The sequence below is a fragment of the Thiohalorhabdus sp. Cl-TMA genome (assembly GCF_041821045.1).
Lineage (GTDB): Bacteria > Pseudomonadota > Gammaproteobacteria > Thiohalorhabdales > Thiohalorhabdaceae > Thiohalorhabdus > Thiohalorhabdus methylotropha.
The window spans coordinates 262,743-280,482 of the sequence record NZ_JBGUAW010000004.1 but is presented as its reverse complement, the minus strand read 5'-3'; the positions used below and the strand labels follow the sequence as shown (position 1 = coordinate 280,482).

General features: G+C 66.1%; 14 protein-coding genes. 9 read left to right on the top strand and 5 right to left on the bottom strand.

The features are described 5' to 3' along the window. Nucleotides 1-92: 92 nt before the first annotated feature. Nucleotides 93-1,169 (bottom strand): quinolinate synthase NadA, encoded by a 1,077-nt coding sequence (gene nadA, locus ACERLL_RS07495; protein ID WP_373655449.1) that lies wholly within the window; start codon nucleotides 1,167-1,169, stop codon nucleotides 93-95. Nucleotides 1,170-1,319: 150 nt separating this feature from the next. Here nadA and ACERLL_RS07490 point away from each other — a divergent pair, with 150 nt between their 5' ends. The 6 genes from ACERLL_RS07490 (at nucleotide 1,320) to ACERLL_RS07465 (ending at nucleotide 7,332) form a co-directional block, all read left to right on the top strand. Then, a complete protein-coding gene (locus tag ACERLL_RS07490; protein ID WP_373655448.1) occupies nucleotides 1,320-2,306 on the top strand; it encodes a glutathione S-transferase family protein in 987 nt (328 codons plus the stop codon). Between the two features lie 132 nt (nucleotides 2,307-2,438). Beyond that, on the top strand, nucleotides 2,439-3,080 hold the full coding sequence (locus tag ACERLL_RS07485; RefSeq protein ID WP_373655447.1) for a TetR/AcrR family transcriptional regulator: 642 nt from the start codon (nucleotides 2,439-2,441) through the stop codon (nucleotides 3,078-3,080). Nucleotides 3,081-3,484: 404 nt separating this feature from the next. Continuing rightward, entirely contained in the window at nucleotides 3,485-3,934 is a 450-nt protein-coding gene (locus ACERLL_RS07480) for a BON domain-containing protein (protein WP_373655446.1), read from the top strand. Beyond that, entirely contained in the window at nucleotides 3,931-5,889 is a 1,959-nt protein-coding gene (locus ACERLL_RS07475; RefSeq protein WP_373655445.1) for an Lnb N-terminal periplasmic domain-containing protein, read from the top strand. The genes ACERLL_RS07480 and ACERLL_RS07475 overlap by 4 nt, the downstream gene beginning before the upstream one ends. After that, nucleotides 5,871-6,779 carry an alpha/beta hydrolase gene (locus ACERLL_RS07470; RefSeq protein WP_373655444.1) on the top strand — a complete coding sequence of 303 codons (909 nt, stop codon included), beginning with the start codon at nucleotides 5,871-5,873 and terminating at the stop codon, nucleotides 6,777-6,779. Before ACERLL_RS07475 ends, ACERLL_RS07470 begins: the two co-directional genes overlap by 19 nt. A gap of 67 nt (nucleotides 6,780-6,846) precedes the next feature. Further along, nucleotides 6,847-7,332 carry a DUF3015 domain-containing protein gene (locus ACERLL_RS07465; RefSeq protein ID WP_373655443.1) on the top strand — a complete coding sequence of 162 codons (486 nt, stop codon included), beginning with the start codon at nucleotides 6,847-6,849 and terminating at the stop codon, nucleotides 7,330-7,332. Nucleotides 7,333-7,486: 154 nt separating this feature from the next. Here ACERLL_RS07465 and purB read toward each other — a convergent pair whose 3' ends face one another. Further along, a complete protein-coding gene (gene purB / locus ACERLL_RS07460; protein WP_373655442.1) occupies nucleotides 7,487-8,854 on the bottom strand; it encodes an adenylosuccinate lyase in 1,368 nt (455 codons plus the stop codon). A gap of 199 nt (nucleotides 8,855-9,053) precedes the next feature. Here purB and ACERLL_RS07455 point away from each other — a divergent pair, with 199 nt between their 5' ends. Then, on the top strand, nucleotides 9,054-10,418 hold the full coding sequence (locus ACERLL_RS07455; protein ID WP_373655441.1) for an alanine/glycine:cation symporter family protein: 1,365 nt from the start codon (nucleotides 9,054-9,056) through the stop codon (nucleotides 10,416-10,418). 10 nt (nucleotides 10,419-10,428) lie between these two features. Here ACERLL_RS07455 and ACERLL_RS07450 read toward each other — a convergent pair whose 3' ends face one another. Continuing rightward, complete coding sequence (locus ACERLL_RS07450) at nucleotides 10,429-11,064, bottom strand: response regulator transcription factor (RefSeq protein WP_373655440.1); 636 nt, start codon at nucleotides 11,062-11,064, stop codon at nucleotides 10,429-10,431. Beyond that, complete coding sequence (locus ACERLL_RS07445; protein ID WP_373655439.1) at nucleotides 11,054-12,487, bottom strand: ATP-binding protein; 1,434 nt, start codon at nucleotides 12,485-12,487, stop codon at nucleotides 11,054-11,056. Before ACERLL_RS07445 ends, ACERLL_RS07450 begins: the two co-directional genes overlap by 11 nt. Before the next feature lie 820 nt (nucleotides 12,488-13,307). On the opposite strand from ACERLL_RS07445, the gene ACERLL_RS07440 reads away from it, so the two are divergent. After that, a complete protein-coding gene (locus tag ACERLL_RS07440; protein ID WP_373655438.1) occupies nucleotides 13,308-14,948 on the top strand; it encodes an alpha-D-glucose phosphate-specific phosphoglucomutase in 1,641 nt (546 codons plus the stop codon). 11 nt (nucleotides 14,949-14,959) lie between these two features. Further along, nucleotides 14,960-15,352, top strand: a complete 393-nt coding sequence (locus tag ACERLL_RS07435; RefSeq protein WP_373655437.1) for a hypothetical protein — start codon at nucleotides 14,960-14,962, stop codon at nucleotides 15,350-15,352. A gap of 22 nt (nucleotides 15,353-15,374) precedes the next feature. Here the strand turns inward: ACERLL_RS07435 and ACERLL_RS07430 are convergent, their stop codons facing one another. Beyond that, nucleotides 15,375-17,633 carry a PAS domain-containing sensor histidine kinase gene (locus ACERLL_RS07430; RefSeq protein WP_373655436.1) on the bottom strand — a complete coding sequence of 753 codons (2,259 nt, stop codon included), beginning with the start codon at nucleotides 17,631-17,633 and terminating at the stop codon, nucleotides 15,375-15,377. Nucleotides 17,634-17,740 lie beyond the last annotated feature (107 nt).

Genomic DNA, 17,740 nt, shown 5'->3' with positions numbered 1-17,740 from the left:
GTGCGGGACCGCCATGAAAAAATCGGGCCCCGGGGCCCGATTTTTTGTTCGCCTACTGTCCGGCGCAGCCCGCGGGCGCCCGCCGGAACGGGTCAGGTCCCCGCGTGGATGCGCTGCTTGCGCGCCTCGTTGAAATCGAGCATGCGCTTGAGGGGCTTCCAGGCCTGACGGCCCGTTTCGGGGTCCACGAAGATCTCGTTGGCGCCCTGTTCCAGGGTGGTCACCAGGTTGGAGATGCCGTTCATGGCCATCCAGGGGCAGTGGGCGCAGCTCCGGCAGGTAGCGCCGGCGCCGGCGCTGGGCGCCTCCAGGAAGGTCTTCCCCGGGGCCACTTCCTGCATCTTGTGGAAGATCCCCCGGTCGGTGGCCACGATGAAGGTGTCCGCGTCCAGGTCCTGCACCGCCTGGATGAGCTGGGTGGTGGAGCCCACCACGTCCGCCAGCTCGATGACCGGCTGCGGGGACTCGGGATGGACCAGGACCTTGGCCCCGGGCTGCTCGGCCATGAGGGCCTGGAGCTCCTGGGCCTTGAAACGGTCGTGCACGACACAGGAGCCCGGCCAGAGCAGCAGCTCGGCCCCGGTGACGCGCTCGATGTAGTGGCCCAGGTGCTTGTCGGGCCCGAAGAGCACCTTCTCGCCGCGCTCGACGAGGTGGCGAACCACGTCCACGGCGATGGAGGAGGTCACCACCCAGTCGGCGCGGGCCTTCACCGCGGCCGAGGTGTTGGCGTAGACCACCACGGTATGATCGGGATGGGCGTCGCAGAATTCGGTAAACTGGTCGGCCGGGCATCCGAGGTCCAGCGAGCACTCGGCCTCCAGCGTGGGCATCAGGACCCGCTTTTCCGGGTTGAGGATCTTGGCCGTTTCGCCCATGAATCGGACACCCGCCACCACCAGCGTGCTTGCTGGGTGGCCATGCCCGAAGCGGGCCATCTCCAGGGAATCGGCCACGTGGCCCCCGGTTTCCTCCGCCAGATCCTGCAGGTCCCCGGAGGTATAGTAATGCGCCACCAGGACGGCGTCCTGCTCGGACAGGAGGGTCTTGGCCCGTTCCACCAGGGCCTTGCGCTCCGGTCCGGTCATGGCGTGCTCCCGGTCCTCGGTGGAGGGCCCCTCCGGAAGCTGGTTTTCGGTCACCTCGGGGATGGTGATCGTAGAATCCATCGGCATTCTCCTTGTTCCCCATCGGGGGCAGGGATCGCGACCACCGCCCGGCCTGGACTGCACCGGTCTGGTTGGACCGCCAAAGTCTACCCGGTCCCTTAGACCGGGTGAAAGGCGAAAATTTCCGATTGATTTGGTAAGGATATCATTATGGGTAAGCTGATCGATGGCGTCTGGCAGAAAGAGGCCTTTTCCCCGGAGACCGAGGGCGGCCGCTTCGTGCGTCCGGACAGCCCCTTCCGGGACTGGGTGCGCCGCGACGGCTCCACGGGCTTTCCGGCCGAGTCCGGACGGTACCACCTGTACCTGTCCCTCGCCTGTCCGTGGGCCCACCGGACCCTGATATTCCGCAAGCTCAAGGGTCTGGAGGAGGCCATCACCATCTCCATAGTGGATCCCATAATGGGCGAGGAGGGCTGGCATTTCTCCGAGGGGCCCGGATGCATTCCGGACACGGTCAACGGCTGCGCCTACCTGCGGGAAGTATACGTCAAGGGCGATCCCCGCTATACCGGACGGGTCACGGTCCCGCTGCTGTGGGACAAGCAGGCCGGAACCGCGGTGAGCAACGAGTCGGCGGATATCATCCGCATGCTCAACAGCGAATTCGACCATATAGCCGATGACCGCCTGGACTTCTATCCGGAGGCCCTCCGCGGGGAGATCGACGCGGTGAACGCCTGGGTCTACAACGACATCAACAACGGCGTCTATCGCACCGGATTCGCCCAGACCCAGGAAGCCTACGAGGAGGCCTTCGACGCCCTGTTCGGCGCCCTGGACGCCGTGGAGGACCGGCTTGCGGAGCACCGCTACCTGGTGGGGAACCGGCTAACCGAGGCGGACTGGCGGCTGTTCACCACGCTGGTGCGCTTCGATCCCGTCTATGTAGGCCATTTCAAATGCAACCGCCAGCGGATCGCCGACTTCCCCAACCTGGTGGGCTACCTGCGGGAGCTCTATCAGGTGCCGGGCGTGGCGGAAACCGTGGATCTCGACCACATTAAGCGCCACTACTACGGAAGCCACCCGACCCTCAATCCCACCGGCATCGTGCCCAAGGGGCCGCGGCTGCGCTACGACGGGCCGCATGACCGCGACCGGTTCCCGCGAGAGGGTCCCTTCCCGGGCGCGTAGGCTCGGGAAAGGCCTTACGCCCGCACACCCGCCGAGCCCGCCTGAGCGGGGCCGGACAAGCAAGCGTGCCACCAGATGTTGACGGCGTAAACTTACCACTATAAGTTTACGGTATAAACATCGGAGGAAGCCATGGCTGACCCGCCTTCGGAAGAACGGGATGACTATCACCACGGCGATCTGGAGCGGTCCCTAATCCGTGCCGGCCGGTCGCTGGTGGAGGAGGGCGGTCCCGATGCCCTGACCCTGCGCGCGGCCGCGCGGCGCAGCGGCGTTTCCCACGCCGCGCCCTACCGGCATTTCGAGGACCGGGAAGCCCTGCTGGCGGCGGTTGCCGAGGAGGGTTTCGCGGAATTCCGCGATGCGCTCACGGAGGCGGCCCGGGCGGAGCATCTGCCCGGCGATCGGGTCCGGGCCATGGGGGAGGCCTATGTGGCCTTTGGCCGGAGCCGCCCCGGACTGTTCCGGCTCATGTTCGGCCCCGCGGTAGCCGACAAGTGCCGCCACCCCGCCCTGCAGAAGCAGGCCCGGGCGGCCTACCGGGTGATCGAGGAGGGGGTGGCGCGCGCCGTCGCAGACAACGGAACCGACCCTTCCGTGGCAACCATGAGCGTGTGGGCCCTGGTGCACGGGCTGGCCAGCCTGTTCCTGGATGGACAGGGCCCCCCCGAGCTGGATACCGAGCCGGAGGCGCTTACCCGGGCCGTTACGGAATGGTTCGCAACGGCCGTGACGGAGCGCCCCGGGGGAAACGACCAGACGGAGGCATCATAAGGGCCGTGCGCCCATTCTGGCGACGTTTCTGCCCCTGGCCAATCTCTACTGGATGGTGCTCAAGCCCGTCTGAAGGAGCCGTCCCGGATAGGGGCCGGGTGGTCAGTACCCGGCCGGCCGGTTAGGGTAGGCCGTCCAGGTGGGGGGTGTTTGCCAATCCGGAGCCGTGTAAAGGGTTTAACCACGCTCCGGACCTTGCCAATATGGCTTCGATAATCCCGGTTCTCCCCCGGCTCAAGAAATGGACGACCGCAGGGCGCGCGCCCCGGTTGGAACCGTTCCCCCCCGGCCGTACCGGCGATCGGGGAGGCTTTTCTTGCCGTGGCGCCGACCGGAGAACCGCCCGTTGAAGCCCGGATCCCGATACGTTCCATCGATGGATCGATACCAGGAGAGGTGCATTCATGTTCAGCAGAATATCGGCGGGAATCCTGCTGGCCGTGCTCATGGCGTTGGCCGCCCCGGCCCTGGCCCAGGAGAAGGGTGGGGAGCCGGGGAAAGGCCCGGACGAAGAAGGGGGCATCAGCAAGGAGCTCGGTGATCTGGGCCAGGAGATCCGGAAGTCCATGCGCGAGCAGGGCCGTTACCTTGGCAAGAAGCTGAGTGAATGGAGCGAGGAAAGCAGCTCCTGGGCCGCGGACCGTGGGCTGCAGGCGCGGGTCAAGACCACCCTGTCCGGGGTCCTCGGGGCCGGCAGCATCGCCACCGTCAATGTCGACGTGAGCGACGGCGTCGTGACCCTGCAGGGCGATCTCTCCAGCTGGAAGCAGGTGGCCCGCGCCGTCCGCTCCGTGGAGCAGGTGGAGGGCGTCCGGCGGGTGATCTCGGAGCTGACCGCGTCGGGCAGCGTGTGACCGTCGGGCGTGTCCTCGCGCTGGTTTGGGTCGGGCTGCTCCTGGTACCGGCCGTGCCGGTCTGGGCGGCGGAGGGGGACCCGACCTATCTCCAATCCCTGATCCGGGAGGCCCACCGCAAGAACCTGGCGGAGCGGGCCCAATGGCGAGCCTTCCTGCACTACGAGCCCACCACCCTGGGCGGGCTGGAGAGCCGTTCGGACGATCCCGATTTCTTCTTCGCCGACGAGGGCAAGACCGATCCCCGGGCGGAGCTGGAAGCCACCCTGCGCGCCTTCTTCGCCGAGCCCACGGAGGCCCAGCCCATCGAGGCGGGGGAGACCGGCCGGCAGCATCCCCAATGCGCCTTCCCGGCGCGCTACCACTGGCTGCGCGGCGAGCTGGGCTTCGACCCGGCACGTCTTCCCGAGCGCCCCTGCCCGCGCTTCGAGTGGTGGCGGGACCAGCTGGATGCCGCCGGCCTGACCCTGGTCTTCCCCGCCGCCTACATGAACAACCCCTCATCCATGTTCGGCCATACGCTCCTGCGGCTGGACCAGCCGGACCAGACGCCCGATACGCGGATGCTGGCCTATGCCATCAATTACGCCGCCGAAACGGGCGACGACGGGGGCATGCTGTTCGCCGTGAAGGGGCTGACGGGCTTCTATCCCGGCCATTTCTCCATCGCGCCCTATTACGAGAAGGTCAAGCTCTACAGCGATCTGGAGAGCCGGGATATCTGGGAGTATCCCGTGTCCATGGACCAGCCCGAGCTGGACCGGCTGGTGCGGCATCTCTGGGAGCTGCGGGGGATCCGCTTCGATTACTATTTCTTCGACGAGAATTGCTCCTCGCAGCTGCTCGCCCTGCTGAAGGCGGCCCGGCCGGAGCTCCGTCTGGTAAGCCGTTTCGACTACTGGGCCATCCCCGCGGACACCGTGCGCGCCGTGCGGGAGGAGACCGGCCTGCGCGCCGAGCCGGTATACAGGCCCTCCCTGGCGACGCGCATCACCCATTGGGCCGGTCAGCTCCGACGACGGCAGCAAGTCACGGCCCGCCGGATCGCCGAGGGTCGCCTGATGCCGGATACGGAAAGGCTGACGGGGCTTCCCCCGAAGCCCCGCGCCCGCACCTTGGAGCTGGCCTACCACTATCTGCGCTACCTGAAGGCGGATGGCGAGCGGTCCCGCGAGGAAGCGGCGGATATCGGCCGCGCCCTGCTGGTGCGGCGCAGCCGGTTGGAGGTGGGAGCCAGGGAGAAGGGCCCGCCGGCGCCGCAAGTACGCCCGGATCGGGGCCACGCCTCGGCGCGGGTGCAATTGGGCGCCGGGGTCCGGCGGGGCTACGGTTTCCAGGAGGTGGACCTGCGGCCGGCCTTCCACGACCTGCTGGATCCCCAGGGCGGGTACGTGGACGGCGCCCAGATCGATCTGTTCGGGATCACGGTGCGCCGCTATTCGGCGGACGGGCGCACGGAGCTGCACCGGTTCTCCGTGGCGGACATCTTCTCCCTGACGCCTCGGGACCGCTTCCGCCAGTCCATCTCGTGGAAGGTGAATACCGCCCTGGACCGCTATCCCCTGGAACCGAAGGAAGGCGATTTCGGCGAGCGGCCCTGGCGCTGGCGGAGCAACGGTGGTGCCGGTCTGGCCTGGGACCTGGGCAGTGGTGGACTGGTCTATGCCTTCCTGGAGGGCACCGCGGACGTGTCGGGGAGCCTGGACAGAGCGGTGGCGCTGGGGGCGGGACCGGCCCTGGGGCTGATCGCCGACCCGCTCCCGGGCTGGCGGGTGCATCTGCGGGGACGCCTGCAGCGCTTCGCCCTGGGCGAGACCTTCACGGAGGGCTCCTACCACCTGGACCAGCGGGTCACCCTGGCGCGCAATCACGCCCTGAAGCTGAAGGCCGCCCGCCGGCACCTGTTCGGCCGCTGGTGGAACGAGGCCATACTGGAATGGGCCTGGTACGTGTAAGGGGTCCGCTACGGGCCCTGCTGTTGCTCTGCCTGCCGCTGCTGCCCGGCTGCACCGGCCTGTTCTTCTATCCGGACCGCGAGATGGTGCTGAATCCGGCCACCCTCGGCCTCGGCTTCGAGCAGGCCCGGTTCCGGTCCGTGGACGGTGTCCGTCTGCACGGCTGGTACCTCCCCGCCGAGACGGAACGGAGCCCGGCGGGGACCGTGCTGTTCCTGCACGGCAACGCGGAGAACATCAGCAACCATCTCCAGGTGGTGGACTGGCTTCCGGGACGGGGATTCAATGTCTTCCTGTTCGACTATCGGGGCTATGGCCGCTCCGGTGGCGAGGTGGAGCTGGAGGGGGTGCTGCGGGACGTCCGCAGCGCCCTGGCCTACCTTGCGGAAAGGGAGCCTCCCGGCGTGCCCCTGGCCGTCCTCGGCCAGAGCCTCGGCGGCGCTCTGGCCCCCTACGCGGTGACCCGCTCCGAGCACCGGGACCGGGTCGAGGCGGTGGTGCTGGATAGCGCCTTCTCCGGTTTCCGGACCATCACCCGGGAGAAGCTCGCCTCCGTCTGGATCACCTGGCCCTTTCAGTGGCTGGCGGGCAACGTGGAGGATCGTTTCAGCCCGCTCCGCCATGTGCCGGATCTGGCGCCCATCCCCCTGCTCGTTTCCCACAATCTGGGCGACGAGGTGGTCCCGCCGAGCCATGCCATGGACCTGTACTGGAACGCCGTGGAGCCCAAGCGGCTCTGGCTGTTTCCGGATGGTCGCCACGGTATCACCTACTTCCGGCCCCAGGCCCGCGACCTGCTCGCCGCCTATCTCTGGGAGCGCTTCGGACAGCCTGGGGAACCTCCCGAACCCGGAGACGGGATGCCCCCATTCCACCTTGACACCCCCTGAAACCGGTGCCCCTAATGCCTTACTACACTGCTTTTCTGCCCGAATCACCGGACAAGGGGATAGGTACATGTGGAAAAAGTCTTTGCTAATTGGCGCCCTGGCCGCGTTTCCGATGTCCTCCGCCATGGCCGAGGACAGCACCGGCTGCGGTGCCGGAACCATGCTGTTCGACGGCCAGCAGGGCATCGCGCCACAGGTGCTGGCGGTGACCACCAACGGCATCTTCGGTAACCAGACCTTTGGCATCACCTCCGGGACCCTGGGCTGCGACCAGGACGGCGTGGTCAAGTCCACGGAGAAGCTCTCCAAGTTCATCGACGACAACATGAACAAGCTGGCGGCGGACATGGCCACGGGCGGCGGGGAAACCCTGGCTTCCCTGGCCAGCCTGATGGGCGTCGAGCAGGACGATCGTGCGGCCTTCTACCGCTCCGCCCAGGAGCATTTCAAGCGCATCTATGGCGAGGAGGATGTGACCGCCAGCGAGGTGGTGAAGAACCTGAACGCCGTCATGGCGGAGAATCCGCGCCTGTCCGGCTACACCACCGCCTAGGTTGGCGGCACGCCTCGGTCAACAAAGCGGCCCAGGGGGGCCCGCTTTGTTGTGGGCGTCCGGCGGACTATCTGGCGGACTCCCGGGAGCCCCCGAAATGAAAAAGGCGGCCCCGGACGGGGCCGCCTTCCGCGGCAGGCGCGGGCCTCGGGCCTCAGATGGCGCGCGCCTGCTCGGCGGCGTTGCCGATGTAGCTGGCGGGGGTGAGGGCCTTGAGCTTTTGCTTCTCGGATTCGGGCAGCGGCAAGGTCTCCACGAATTCGGCCAGCTTCTCGGCGTCCACCGCACGGCCCCGGGTGAGCTCCTTTAGGCGCTCGTAGGGCCGGTCGACGCCGTTACGGCGCATGACCGTCTGGATGGGCTCGGCGAGCACCTCCCAGGCGCCGTCCAGGTCCTCCGCCAGCCGCTCGCGGTTGATCTCCAGCTTGTCCAGCCCGCGCAGCGCGGATTTGTAGGCCAGCAGGCTGTAGCCGAATCCGGTGCCCATATTCCGCAGCACCGTGGAGTCGGTGAGATCGCGCTGGAAGCGGGAAACGGTCAGCTTGCCGGCGAGGTGGTCCAGGGTCGCGTTGGCCAGGCCCAGGTTGCCCTCAGCGTTCTCGAAATCGATGGGATTGACCTTGTGGGGCATGGTGGAGCTGCCCACCTCGCCTTCCACCAGCCGCTGCTTGAAGTAGCCGAAGCTGATATAGCCCCAGAGGTCCCGGCACAGATCGGTGAGCACCGTGTTGAACCGGCTCATGGCGCCGAATAGCTCGGCCATGTAGTCGTGCGGCTCGATCTGGGTGGTGTAGGAGCTCCACTCCAGCCCCAGGCTCTCCACGAACCGCTCGGCCAGGTCCGGCCAGTCCACCTCGGGATACGCCACCATGTGGGCGTTGAAGTTGCCGGTGGCGCCGTTCATCTTGCCGCGCACGGGACTCTCCGCCACCACCGCGCGCGCCTGGAGGAGCCGGTGGGCCAGGACCGCCAGCTCCTTGCCCACCGTTGTGGGCGTGGCGGGCTGGCCGTGGGTGCGGCCGAGCATGGGCTCCTCGGCCCAGGCATGGGCCAGCTCGCGCAGCTTGTTCACCAGGCCGTCGGCCACCGAAAGGAAGGATTCGGCGCGCGCCTCCGCCAGGGACAGGCCGTGGGCGAGGTTGTTGATGTCCTCGGAGGTGCAGGCGAAGTGGAAGAACTCGCTGCCCGCATCCACCTCGGGCAGCTCGGTGGCCCGCTCCTTGAGGTAGTATTCCACCGCCTTGACGTCGTGGTTGGTGGAGGCCTCGATCTCCTTGATTCGCTGCGCGTCCACCAGGCCGAAGTTGGACACGATGCGGTCCAGGAAGGCGTCCGCCTGCTCGGAAAGGGGCGAAAGCTCCTCCACCGCCGGCTCCGCGGCCAGGGCCTTGAACCAGGCCACCTCCACGCGGACGCGGTTGCGGATCAGGCCGTATTCGCTGAAATAGGGGCGCAGGTCCGCGATCTTGGTCCCGTAGCGTCCATCCAGGGGCGAAACGGCAGTAAGGGCAGAAAGCTCCATTCCGGCGACCTTTTCGTGAACAAAGGCGTGATACTTTACCATGCCGAGCGGCCGGGCTCAGCGGCTTTTCCGCGTCCCGGGGCCGAAAAACCGGATCGGCCCGGTGGGAATCGGCCGGCGGTTCCGTCGGCAGGCCGATCGTCGGGCTCGGCGGGGCGCGCCGCTCCGCCGTCGGAACGGGCCATGAAAGGGACAGCGCATGGAACGACTGAACGCCTTCCTGGAGTCCGTCAGCGGGGTCCTCTGGACGCCGGTGATGCTGATCCTCCTCCTGGGCACCGGGATGTACCTCACCCTCGGCCTCCGGCTGCTGCCGCTGCGGAAGCTCGGCTACGGCTTCCGCATGCTGTGGGCCGGCATCCGTCCCGGGGCCCAGAAGGGGGAGGGGGAGATCACCCCCTTCGGCGCGCTCATGACCAGCCTCTCCGCCACCATCGGCACCGGGAACATCGCCGGCGTGGGCACGGCCATCCATCTGGGCGGACCGGGCGCAGTCTTCTGGATGTGGGTTACCGCCCTGGTGGGCATGGCCACCAAGTACTCCGAGGCCGTGCTGGCCGTGCGCTACCGGGAGGTGGACAGCCGCTCCATGCACGTGGGCGGACCCATGTACTACATCAAGAACGGCCTCGGCCCGCGCTGGCAGTGGCTCGGCGTCGCCTTCGCCCTGTTCGGCCTGATCGCGGCCTTCGGCATCGGCAACACCGTGCAGTCCAACTCCGTTGCCGATTCCATGAACCAGGCCCTGGGCGTGCCGCAGTGGGCCACGGGGGCGGTGATCGCGATGGTGGCATTCGCCGTCATCGTCGGCGGGATCGGCCGCATCGCCCGGGTGGCGGAAGCCCTGGTGCCCGTCATGGGCTTAATCTACGTGGCGGGCGCCCTGGTGATCCTGGCCTTCAATCTCCCGGACATCCCGCAGGGCGTGGCGCGGATCTTCACCGACGCCTTCAGCGGTACCGCGGCCGTGGGCGGCTTCGCGGGCGCCGGGGTGGTGGCGGCGGTGCAGTTCGGCGTGGCCCGCGGCCTGTTCTCCAACGAGGCCGGTCTCGGCTCCGCGCCGATGGCCCACGCCGCGGCGCAGACCACCGATCCGGTTCGCCAGGGGGTGGTGGGTATGCTCGGCACCTTCATCGACACTATTCTGGTCTGCACCATGACCGCGCTGGTCATCGTTACCACCGGCGCCTGGGACAGCGGCGAAACCGGTGCGGGCCTGACCACCATGGCCTTCAACAAGGGGCTGCCCGGCCCGGGTGATTTCGTGGTGGCCTTCGGACTCATCGTCTTCGCCTTCACCACAACGCTGACCTGGGCCTATTACGGCGAGCGCTGCGTGGAGTTCCTGGTGGGCGTTAAGCCGCTGAAGGCCTTCCGGCTGATCTGGGTGGCGGGCATTCTGGTGGGGTCGGTGGCCAGCCTGGAGCTGATCTGGAATCTGGCGGACATCACCCTGGCGCTCATGGCCTTCCCCAATCTGCTGGCGCTCCTGCTCCTGTCTCCGGTGGTCATGCGCATCAGCCGGGAGTACTTCCTGCGCGAGGAAGAAGGGACCGCCCGCTAGGGGGCTGCCGTTATTCGGGGATGCGCACTTCCTCGCCGATCTCCATAAGCATCAGGACCAGATGGGCCACCGAGCCGGCGCCCACCTTCTCCATCAAGCGGTAGCGGTGGGTCTCCACCGTCCGGGGGCTGAGCTGCAGACGGCGGGCGATCTCCTTGCTGGAACGTCCGCCGGCCACCTCCCGGGCAACCTCCTGCTCCCGGGGACTCAGCTTGGAGAAGCGGTTGGCGTAGAGCGCGCGCCGCCGCTGCGCGTCCTGGCGCATTTCCGACCATTCCACGGCACGCTCCACGCTCTCCAGAAGCTGCCGCGGATCGTACGGCTTCTCTATGAAATCCCACGCCCCGAGCTTCATGGCCTGAACGGTCTGCGGAATGTCGCCGTGGGCGGTGATGAAGACGATCGGGATCTCCGCGCCGATCTTCACGAGCTCGTTCTGTAGCGCCAGGCCGGTCATCCCGGGCATGCGGATGTCGAGGATCACGCACCCCGTGGTCTCGTTCCGATAGGCGGCGAAGAAGGATTCGGCGTGGTCATGGGTCTCCGTATGGAACCCGGAGTTCTCCAGCAGCCAACGCGTGGAATCCAGAACGTAAGGATCGTCATCCACCACGAAGACCGTGCTTCCCCGTTGCTTATTCGGCATCGCGGAGCAGCCCTCCTGTCCGTGGGAGGGTGAATCGGAACCGAGCTCCGCTTCCCGCCGTGCAGGGCTCCCCCCAGAACCTCCCGCCGTGGGCTTCAATGATCGAATGGCAGATGGGCAGTCCCCGGCCCACTCCTTGTTGCTTCGTCGAAAAGAAGGGCTGGTATATGGACTCCAAATGATGGTCCGGTAATCCGGGGCCTTGGTCTTCAATGGTAACTCCGACCTCCTTGTTTCCACTGGTCGTGATCGTGATAGCTGTTTCCGTTTTTTCTTCGGAACCGTTCTCTTCCAGGGCTTCAAAGGCATTACGGACCAGGTTCAGTATAACCTCCTGAATCTGGATGGCATCACAGGGAACCTTCGGAAGGTCCGGGGTCAGATCCAACCGGATCCTGGATGTTTGCGCCCAAGAAGTTTCCGCCTCGAGAAGCTCAAGCGCTTCTCTCAATAAAGCATTCCGGTCGGTTTCCTCTTTTTGGAGCTTCCCCTGTCGCAGGAAGTTGCGCATGTCAGTAACGATCCGATGAATGCGCTGAACCTGGGCAAGATTCTTGCGTAGGAAGTCCGCTCCGCCATGAGAATCAGCTTGGGACCCCATGGTCTCCATGGCTAAATTGCCGTAATTGATGGCTGCGGTGAGCGGTTGGCGGGGCTGGTGGGCAAGGGAAGCGCCCACTTGGCTCAAGTGCATTACTCTACGGGTATCGCTGCGGTGCCGACGGTTCTGCCGCGCTCCTTCCGCGATTCGGTTGCGTTCAATCAACTCCCCCATTAGGGCGCCGACCGTGACCAGGAATCGCTTTCGGTCTTCGGATAGCAGAGTAGGTTTGGAAAAGAAAAGGCTAAGGACCCCTGCCTCGGAGCTAGCGTTACCCGAGAGGGGAATGGAGATTTGGGCTTTGGGCCCGTTTGCCTGATCGGGGATATCCGGGCTGAGCTCCACAAGCCTGTCCTCCTGCAGCGCCATTTCGCAAAGACACCAGTAATTCCGGGTAGCTGGAGTACATGGACAGACTGGTAGGGAAGGCAGGTTATAGCTGCCCAGAAGAGTGAAACCAGCCGGGTTCCGCGTTTCCGCAAGCAGGACTGCCCCGGAAAATATTGCTGTACCCCATCGCAGCTCGGCGAGGAGGGTAAGGCTGCGGTTCAGTTTCTCTTCAAGTGGCTCCCAACCCATAGATAGTCGGAACATCCCGACAAGTGCCTGGTGCTGAGCCCAGTCCCCTTCCTGTCCGAGGGGCTCCCGACCATGGCAAGGGGCAAGATCCCGAGAGGCCAGACCAAAGGCGAGATTTCCTGCCAGCTCCTCTAGAAGTGGAACCGTTTCTGAATCGAAGCCCCCTGACACGGAGGAAAAAAGCACCATGCCGCCGAAGGTGACCCCCTCGTGGGTCAGAGGAAGGGCGATCATGGCGCGCATGCCGCGAAGGCTCGCCAACCGGGCCTGAGGGTCGGACTCCGCTGCTTGGGGGAGTTGTTAAGCACCAGGCAAAAGCCCCGACCCACGTCTCCCACGGCTACCTGCCCGTATTTCCTGCCGTCCGCTTTGGAAACCTGCCGAAGGAATTCCGAATCCATGCCCTTGAAGGCCACTGGCCGTAACGCTCCAGGATCGTCGGAGGAAGCAAAACCGATCCAGATCATCGGGTACTCTGCCGTCTCAACGGCTGCGCGATAGATAGCGCGCAGAAGTGGTCCCTCCCCTGTGACCCCGCGGACCGGGGCATTACCGGTTCTCAGGAATTCCAGGGCAGGTGCCTTCCGGGGCATATCCTCGCGAGCCTAGTGTGGTGAGCCCTGACGGTAGGGAGTGTGGAAAGGAGGGGGTATCCGTAAAATTTTGTATTTATTAAGTATATTTACGTAATAATAAGTGCGCAGGCGTACGCCCATATCAACATGGTTCCTCTTAGGCTATATGTGCTGTGACAGAGTTCATTTCGCGGTCCAGGAGGCATCGGGATTTTGGATTGGTGAAAGTGGGTACTAGCTTATATGGCGAATGCCATCGCCCTCCCGGTCTAATGGCTAGCCCAATCCCCCGGGCATTTCCGCATTATCTTGAAGTATGTAGAGAATTTCCCGTGGCTGCGCTACCCTGTATCGCCCGCCGCATGGGGCCACCCGGCCGGCTGGGCCTTTCCTTCTCCGGGAGAATGATGATGGGATCATGAGAGGGGGACCGGCCATGCCCAGGGCCGTACCCCGCGCGGTTTCCCATTCCGCCACCGGGAGTGATCATGGCCATCATCGAGGAAGTCTCCACCCCCTTCGACGACCAGCGCCCCGGAACGTCCGGGCTCCGCAAGACGGTGGAGCAGTTCTCACAGCCTCGCTATCTGGAGAACTTCATCCAGGCCATCTTCGATACCTGCACGGAGCTCCAGGGAGGTACCCTCGTCCTTGGGGGAGACGGCCGCTACTACTCCGAGACCGCCATCGACACCATTCTCCGCATGGCGGCCGCCAACGGGGTGGGGCGGGTCCTGGTGGGCCGGGAGGGGCTGTTCTCGACCCCGGCGGTTTCCGCCACCATCCGTCGCCGCGGCGCGGCGGGGGGCATCCTGCTGACCGCCAGCCACAACCCCGGCGGCCCGGAAGGGGACTTCGGGGTGAAGTACAACGTCGCCAACGGCGGTCCGGCCCCCGAGCAGGTGACCGAGGCCATTTTCGCCCGCTCCCGGGAGATAACCGGGTACCGGATCGTCCAGGCGTTCGCCGCGGTGGACTTGGCCCGGGAGGGCGCGGCGGAGGTGGACGGCATGCCGGTGGAGGTGATCGACCCGGTGGCCGACTACCGCGCGCTCATGGCGGAGCTCTTCGACTTCGACGCCCTGCGCGCCCTGTTCCGATCCGGGACCTTCACCATGGTCTTCGACGCCATGCACGCGGTTACCGGCCCCTACGCCAAGGCCCTCCTGGAGGAGGAGCTGGGCGCCCCCGCGGGTACCGTTATCAACGGCGAGCCCCGCCCCGACTTCGCCGGCGGTCACCCCGATCCGAACCCCATCCACGCGCGCGACCTGATGGAGCGCATGTACCGCCACGACGCCCCGGATTTCGGCGCCGCCTCGGACGGGGACGGCGACCGCAACATGATCGTGGGCCGGCACTTCTTCGTGAATCCCTCCGACAGTCTGGCGGTGATCGCCGACCACCTGGACACGATTCCGGGCTACCGGGGGCGGGTGACGGGCGTGGCCCGCTCCATGCCCACCAGCCGGGCGGTAGTGCGGGTAGCGGAGGCGAGGGGCTATGACCACTACGAGACCCCCACCGGCTGGAAGTTCTTCGGCAATCTGCTGGATGCCGGCCGGGTCCAGCTGTGCGGCGAGGAATCCTTCGGGACCTCCTCCGATCACGTCCGCGAGAAGGACGGTCTCTGGGCGGTCCTCGCCTGGCTGTCCATTCTGGCTGGCAGGCGGGAGTCCGTGGAGGCGGTGGTTCGCGCCCATTGGACCGCGTACGGTCGGGATCTCTACTCCCGCCACGACTACGAGGGACTGACCAAGGACCAGGGCGAGCGGCTCATGGCCAACCTGCGGGACAAGCTGTCCGGGCTCCGGGGTACGGCCACCCGGCCGGGTCCGCGCGTTTCGGACGCCGACGAGTTCGCCTACACCGATCCCGTGGACGGTCATACCACTTCCGGGCAGGGCTTCCGGCTCTGGTTCGACAACGGCGCCCGGGCGGTGCTGCGGCTTTCGGGGACGGGCACCTCAGGGGCCACCCTGCGGGCATACCTGGAAAAGTGGCAGGGGGACACGCTCAAGCACAACGATGACGTCCAGGAGCTCCTTGCCGACGTGGCCGAGGCCGCCCGGGAGGTGGCGGAAGTGGAGGCCTTCACGGGCCGGCGGGAGCCGAGCCTGGTGGTGTGAGGGAGCGCCCCGTGCGTCTGATGCTGTCCATTCTGGTACCCCCCGTTGCGGGGCTGGCCGCCTTCGGGCTCCTCTGGGTGGGCCCTTTCCTGGCCGGAATCCGGCATTTGCCCGCCGATTCCTATTCGCTCGGTGCCCTGTTCGCGGCCTGGGCCATTCCCGTCTACCCCCTGGTTACGGTCCTGCATCTGCCGGTCTTCCTGGCAGCCTGGTGGTGGCCCCGCGTGGCGGGCCCCATCCAGTTCCTGGGCATGATCGGCATCTACACCGGCTCCTTCGCCTTGATCGGTGTCGCCTGGATGGGGGTGTCCCTCCTCATCGGCTCCTGGCACCAGTGGGTGGCGCTGGGGACCGCCTCCGCGCTCCATGCCGGGGCTTTCCTGAACCTGCGGCCCGCCCGCTAGGGCGGCATTTCCCGCCGGGGACCTATTCCCGGGATTCCTCGGACGGAGGCTCTTCAGTCACGGGCAGGAGGATTTGAAAGGTGGCCCCCTCGGCCTCGGCATTGTTCCGGGCCGTCAAACGGCCGCCGTGGGCCTGGATGATGGAGCGGGTGATCCAGAGCCCCAGCCCAAGGCCCTTTTCCTTGGTGGTGAAGAAGGGCGCCAGGGCGTCCAGCTCGAGGCCCGCGGGCAGGCCCGTGCCGTGGTCGGTAATGGTTACCTCCACGTACTCCCCTTCCCGGCGGGTGGTCAGGATCAAGGGCCCGGGACTGTCCGGATTCTGTTCCATGCAGGATTCCATGCCGTTGCGGGCCAGGTTGAAGATGGCCTCCTGGATCTGGACCCGGTCCACCTCGACGCGGGGCAGGTCCTCCTCCAGTTCCGGCAGGATGGATGGCACGGTCCCGGTGCAGCCGGTACAGATGAAGGGAATGATCTCCAGGATGAGCCGGTTGAGATCGAGGGGCTGGAGCTCGGGGCCCTGGCCCTTCAGGAAGTTCCGGATCTGCGTCAGGATTTCCGAGGCTTTCTGGGCTTCGTTCTCCACGCCTTCCAGGATCTCCCCCAGCTGCGAGGGCATGGCGCCCTGATTGGAGAGTAGCTGGCTGCCCGCCGCTGCGTAGTTGTTCAAGGAGGTGAGCGGCTGATTGAGCTGGTGGCTCAGGATGGATATCAGCTCGCCCATGGAGATCAGCCGGCTGACCCGGTTCAATTGCTCCAGGTATTGACGCTCCCGCTCCTCCGCTTCCTTCTGCGCCGAAATATCCACCCCGATGGCGGAGAACCGCTCCACGCTTCCCTCCCGGGTGAAGTGCGCCACCAGGGTCAGCAAAAAGGGGATCTCCCGGCCTTCCTTGTCCAGCAGTACCGTTTGCCCGGTCCACAGGCCTTCCCGTCTCGCGGTGGGCAGGGCCTCCTCCTCTAGGACCTCCCGGAGGCTGTGCTCGGCGAAGAAGCTTTCCGCCGAGGCGGCCCCGGCGTCGCGGGGGGCCAGCATTTCCTGCGCATAATGATTGTGGTAGAGGAGATTCAGGTCGGCGTCGCAGATCCCCACCGGCCCGGGGAAGGCTTCCAGGATGTCGGCCAGCCGTTTCAGGCTCTTCTCGGTATGCCGCAAGCGGCTGACATCGGTTATGAAGGCTACCGAGTAGGCGGGGCGCCCGTCGGGATCGGAATAGGTGCTGACGTTCGCCACCACCGGCACCTTGTGCCCGTCACTGGCCAGGAAGCGCACCTCGTAATGCCGGGTACTGTGCTCACGGCGCTGATTCGCCTTCTCCCAGAAGGCCTCCCGGTCTTCCGGATCGAGCCAGGCGTCGGGCCGGGCTCCGAGCAGCTCCTCCCGGCTCCGGCCGAGCATGCGGCAGAAGGCGCTGTTTACCTCGACGGTTTCCAGGGTCTCGAAATCCCCCATCCAGAAGCCTTCGGGGGAAGCCCCCAGGATCTCCTGCAGCATATGCTCGCTGTTCTGGAGGCGCTGTTCCGTATGGCGGTGGTCGGTGATGTCCCGGCCCAGTCCGATGACGCCGCGGAGCCGGCCGTCCGTGTCCCGATAGGGAAGCTTCAGGAGCTCCAGCAGCGACCATTCGCCGTCGGTGTTCCGGACCCAGCGCTCGGTCTTCCGCGGGCGCTGCTCCGTGAGCACTTCCCGGTCGGTGGCGGTGCAACGGTCGGCGATGTGCGCGGGCAACAGGTCATGGTCCCGGGCGCCCACAACTTCGTGGATGTCCTTTCCGAGCCCCTCCAGGAAGCGCTGGTTGCAGGATTCGTAAACGCCGTGGTGGTCCTTCAGGAAGGCGGCATCGGGAAAATGCTCCATGAGGGATTCCTGAAAACCCAGCACCCGGGTCAGCTCCTCCTCCCGGGAGGCGTCCAGCAGGGCGGTGTGGATATGGAGCTGTCCAGCGGCATGCAGGACAGTACCCCGAAGCTCCAGCACGCCGGGGGTGGGCGGATAGGCCCCGGTCCGGATGCGCTGGGAGGCGTTGGTATCCCGGACCGCCCGCTCCAGGAAATCGGCGACGCGATCGGCCGCATCCGGAAACAGGTCGCCCGCCAGGCTCCCTTCCACCCGGCTTTTCGGGGTGCCGAGCAGCCGGCAGGCCGCGGGGCTGGCGCGCAGGATGCCGCCCTGCTCCGGCTCCATCAGGAGCTGGGGAAGCGGGCTCCTATTGAATAACTGCTCGAACAGGCCGGATTCTTCTCCCCGGGGCTGCGCGTCGGTTTCGGAATCCATATGCATTTATTCCCCCCCAGCCCATTTTTTCTCCCCGCCCTGGTTATACCGCAAAAGGCGATCCCGTATTGCCGGGGTTGCACTACCTGGGTACGGGTGCATCCCGGATGGAA